We start from the raw sequence: 3,898 nt of genomic DNA on the forward strand, positions 1-3,898 counted from the left end.
TTCGGCGTGCTGGCGTGCGGGGCGATGCCGCCGGCCATCCTTGAAGCCGAAATCATCGCGACACGGGCGCTCACCAGCAAACCGTTCGGCGTCAACCTGATCACCCTGCACCCACAGCTGGATGAACTGATCGATATCTGCGGCCGGCAGGGCGTGAGCCATGTCGTGCTGGCCGGCGGCCTGCCATCGGGCGCGGCGATTGCCAAGATCAAGGGCTTTGGCGCCAAGCTGATGTGCTTTGCGCCCACCGCCGCGCTGGCGAAGAAGCAGGTGCGGTCGGGCGTCGATGCCATCATCATCGAAGGTTCGGAAGCCGGCGGCCATATCGGCCCAGTGTCGCTCACCGTGCTGGCGCAGGAAATCCTGCCGGTGATCACCGATGTGCCGGTGTTCGTCGCTGGCGGCATCGGGCGCGGCAATGCCATCGCCGCCTATCTGGAAATGGGCGCTTCGGGCGTGCAACTTGGCACACGTTTTGCCGCTGCAGCCGAAAGCGTGGCGCACGACAAGTTCAAGGCGGCGTTCGTCCGCGCTTCGGCTCGCGACGCGCTGTCGAGCGTACAGATCGATCCGCGCCTGCCGGTGATCCCGGTGCGCGCCCTGAAGAACGCTGGCAGCGAGGCCTTCAACGAACGCCAGCGCGAAGTCGCCGCCGCCGTTGATCGCGGCGAGATGGATCTGGCGGCCGGGCAACTGGCCATCGAACATTATTGGGCCGGCGCCCTGCGCCGCGCCGTGGTGGATGGCGATATCGAAGGCGGCAGCCTGATGGCCGGGCAATCGGTGGGTATGGTCACCAGCGTGCAGCCGGTGGCCGAGATCATCGCGGAACTCACCAGCGACGCAGAAGCCGCCCTGTCCCGCCGGACCGTCAGAGAGGCCGCTGCCTGATGGCCCAGGTCAACGCCGCCCGCGAGATACTGCGCCGCCTTCACGATGTGATGGCCGGCAAGGCGGCGGCGCAGGTGAAGCTGAACCAGGTGGTGAAGCTGGTGGCGGCCGAACTGGGCAGCGAGGTCGCTTCCATCTATCTGCTGCGCGATGGCGTGCTGGAACTGTTTGCCACGCAAGGCCTGGCGCAATCGGCCGTGCACGTCACCCGGCTTTCCATGGGTCAGGGCCTGGTCGGCAATATCGCCGCCCGCCGCGAACCGCTGGCATTGGCCGAAGCCAAGGCCCACCCCGATTTCGCCTATCGCCCGGAACCCGGCGAAGATGATTTCCACAGTTTCTGCGGCGTGCCGATCCTCCGCCGCGAAGCCGCCATCGGCGTGCTCGCCGTGCAGCACCGCGAACCGCGCGATTATGCCGAGGTGGAAATCGAAGCGCTGCAAACCGTGGGCATGGTGCTTTCCGAACTCATCCACGGCGCCGGGCTGGTGGATGATGCCCAGGCCGCCCGCATGCGCGCGGCAAACTCTGGGCCGTCGCGGTTGAACGGCTTGAAGCTGGTTGATGGCCTCGCCCACGGCGTGGCGGTGTTTCACCAGCCGCGCGTGGTGGTGGAACACACGGTGGCCGACGATGTCGATGCCGAAGGCGTGCGGCTGGTTGATGCCTTTGCCCGCATGCGCACCCAGATCGACGACATGATGGGCCGATCCGAATTCGTTGCCGGCACCGATCACCACGAAATTCTCGAAACCTACAAGATGTTTGCCTATGATGAAGGCTGGGCGCGGCGCATCAACGAGGCGATCGAAACCGGCCTCACCGCCGAAGCCGCCGTGGAACGGGTGCAATCGCGCAACCGGCTGCGCATGCGATCGATCGACGATCCGTACCTCAAGGAACGGCTCACCGATCTCGATGATCTCGCCAACCGGCTGCTGCGCACCCTTTCCGGCCAATTGGGCACGGCAGCGCAGTTGGGCATCACCGGCGATGCCATATTGATCGCCCGCAATCTCGGCCCAGCCGAACTGCTGGAATATGACAAGCGCCACCTGAAAGGCGTGGTGCTGGAAGAAGGCAGCCTGACGGCGCACGTCATCATCGTGGCCCGCGCCATGGGCGTGCCCGTGCTTGGCCGCGTCGATCAGCTGTTTGCCAACGTGAATGACGGCGATGAACTGATCGTCGACGCCGGCAACAATGCGCTGCTGATCCGGCCGACGGCAGCCACGATCAAATCCTACCAGGCGATGCGGGCGCTGAAAGCGCGCCAGGCCGAACAATGGGCCAAGGTGCGTGATCTGCCGGCCATTTCCAAGGACGGCCGTTCAATCGCCCTCTACATGAACGCCGGCCTGCTCGATGATGCCGCCGCGATTCCGCTGGCCGGCGCCGATGGCATCGGGCTGTTCCGCACCGAATTCCAGTTCCTGGTTTCGGCCACCCTGCCCCGCCGCGAACGCCAGCAGAGCCTGTATCGCGGCGTGCTGGAAGCCGCGGGCGACAAGCCGGTGGTGTTCCGCACCGTCGATATCGGCGGCGACAAGGCGGTGCCCTATATCGACGGCGACGAGGAAGACGAAAACCCGGCGATGGGCTGGCGCGCCCTGCGGCTGGCGCTCGGCCGCTCCGGCCTGATGAAGGTGCAGGCCCGCGCCCTGCTCGAAGCCGCGGCCGGCCGCACCTTGAACGTGATGTTCCCGATGGTGTCCGAACCCTGGGAATTCGCCGAAGCCCGTGCGCTGGTGGAACAGCAACGCGAACGGCTGGCCAGCACCGGCCACGCCGTGCCCACCGAGATTCAGTACGGCGCCATGATCGAGGTGCCGGCCCTAATCGAGCAGCTCGACCTGCTGCTGCCGATGACCGATTTCGTGTCGATCGGCACCAACGACCTGACGCAATTCCTGTTCGCCGCCGACAGAGCCAATCCCCGCCTGGCCGACCGCTATGACTGGCTGTCACCCGCCATCCTGCGCGTCATCCGCCGCGTGGTGTGCGCCGCCGCCGAGCATGATGTGCCGGTGACCGTGTGCGGTGAAATGGGCGGGCGCCCGCTTGAGGCGCTGGCGCTGATCGCGCTCGGTGTCGAGCGCCTTTCCATCACGCCGGCCGGAATTGGTCCGATCAAGGCGATGATCCGTTCGGCGGCGCTGGAGCCGCTGTCGCAGGCCATGCAGGAGTGGCTGGCCAAGCCGGGGGTCAATATCCGCGCCGAGCTGTCGAGCGCGGCGAAGCGGCAGGGGCTCAGCTTCTAGGGCAGCACCTTGTGCCAATTGGTCACCGACCGGCTCTCGAACAACCCGGCCAGGTGATAGGGATCGGCATTGGCAAAGGCGATCGCCGCATCGCGATCATCGAATTCCATGATCAGCAGGCTGCCCATCGCCCGGCCATCGGGACGCAAAAGCGGCCCACCAACCAGCACCTGATCCTTGAAGGCGTTGATATGGGCCAGATGATCGGACCGCGTTTGCACACGCAGTTCGGCGCTGTCGGGCTTGTCGATGCAATGAATGGCAAACCAGGGCATGAATCGAACCTGCCGGCGCCGTTGATTCGCCACCGTTGATTTTGGTCTATCCCGGCAAAAGCGGTGAGAAAAGGGCCATGTGCCCGATTGGAGGCGGCCTGAACCGGGCGCGTGCCTGGCGGCGATTCGCGGCGACCCGGCCCGGCCTGCCGCAAACGGCGTTGGCCAAGGCGCTGAAATGGCCGGGCTGCCGAGGGGAAAGGCCGCGCAACAGTTGACGCCGCAGCGCCCCTCCGCTATGCACGCCGGTCTGTTGCTGGTCCGTACGGGCTGGCATTTCCGAAATTCTTGATGACAGGATTGAACGATGTCGCGCGTTTGCGAATTGACCGCCAAGGGCCGCCAGGTTGGCCACAACGTGTCCCACGCCAACAACAAGACCAAGCGCACCTTTCTGCCCAACCTGCAGAACGTGACGCTGATCTCTGATGCGCTGGGCAAGGGCGTGCGTCTGCGCGTGTCGATGAACGG

General features: G+C 65.5%; 4 protein-coding genes. 3 read left to right on the top strand and 1 reads right to left on the bottom strand.

What is annotated here, in order from left to right:
• Positions 1-891, top strand: an 891-nt coding sequence (locus Q7O19_RS13235; RefSeq protein ID WP_303810959.1) for a nitronate monooxygenase family protein, incomplete at its 5' end; no start/stop codon positions are given.
• Positions 891-3,152, top strand: coding sequence for a phosphoenolpyruvate--protein phosphotransferase (gene ptsP, locus Q7O19_RS13240; protein WP_303810960.1), 2,262 nt, complete (start codon positions 891-893; stop codon positions 3,150-3,152). The genes Q7O19_RS13235 and ptsP, both read left to right, overlap by 1 nt.
• Here the strand turns inward: ptsP and Q7O19_RS13245 are convergent.
• Positions 3,149-3,427: a YciI family protein gene (locus tag Q7O19_RS13245; RefSeq protein ID WP_029131493.1), complete on the bottom strand. Its 279-nt coding sequence runs from the start codon at positions 3,425-3,427 to the stop codon at positions 3,149-3,151. The genes ptsP and Q7O19_RS13245 overlap by 4 nt on opposite strands.
• Before the next feature lie 307 nt (positions 3,428-3,734).
• Between Q7O19_RS13245 and rpmB the strand changes: the two genes are divergently transcribed.
• Positions 3,735-3,898, top strand: a 164-nt coding sequence (gene rpmB / locus Q7O19_RS13250) for a 50S ribosomal protein L28 (RefSeq protein ID WP_303810961.1), incomplete at its 3' end; no start/stop codon positions are given.

This window comes from Sandarakinorhabdus limnophila DSM 17366 (assembly GCF_945882885.1).
Taxonomy (GTDB): Bacteria; Pseudomonadota; Alphaproteobacteria; order Sphingomonadales; family Sphingomonadaceae; genus Sandarakinorhabdus; species Sandarakinorhabdus limnophila_A.

Bases quoted from the DNA above. Each gene is read 5' to 3' on its own strand.
- ptsP (WP_303810960.1), top strand. From the start codon at position 891: ATGGCCCAGGTCAACGCCGCCCGCGAGATACTGCGCCGCCTTCACGAT.
- Q7O19_RS13245 (WP_029131493.1), bottom strand. From the start codon at position 3,427: ATGCCCTGGTTTGCCATTCATTGCATCGACAAGCCCGACAGCGCCGAA.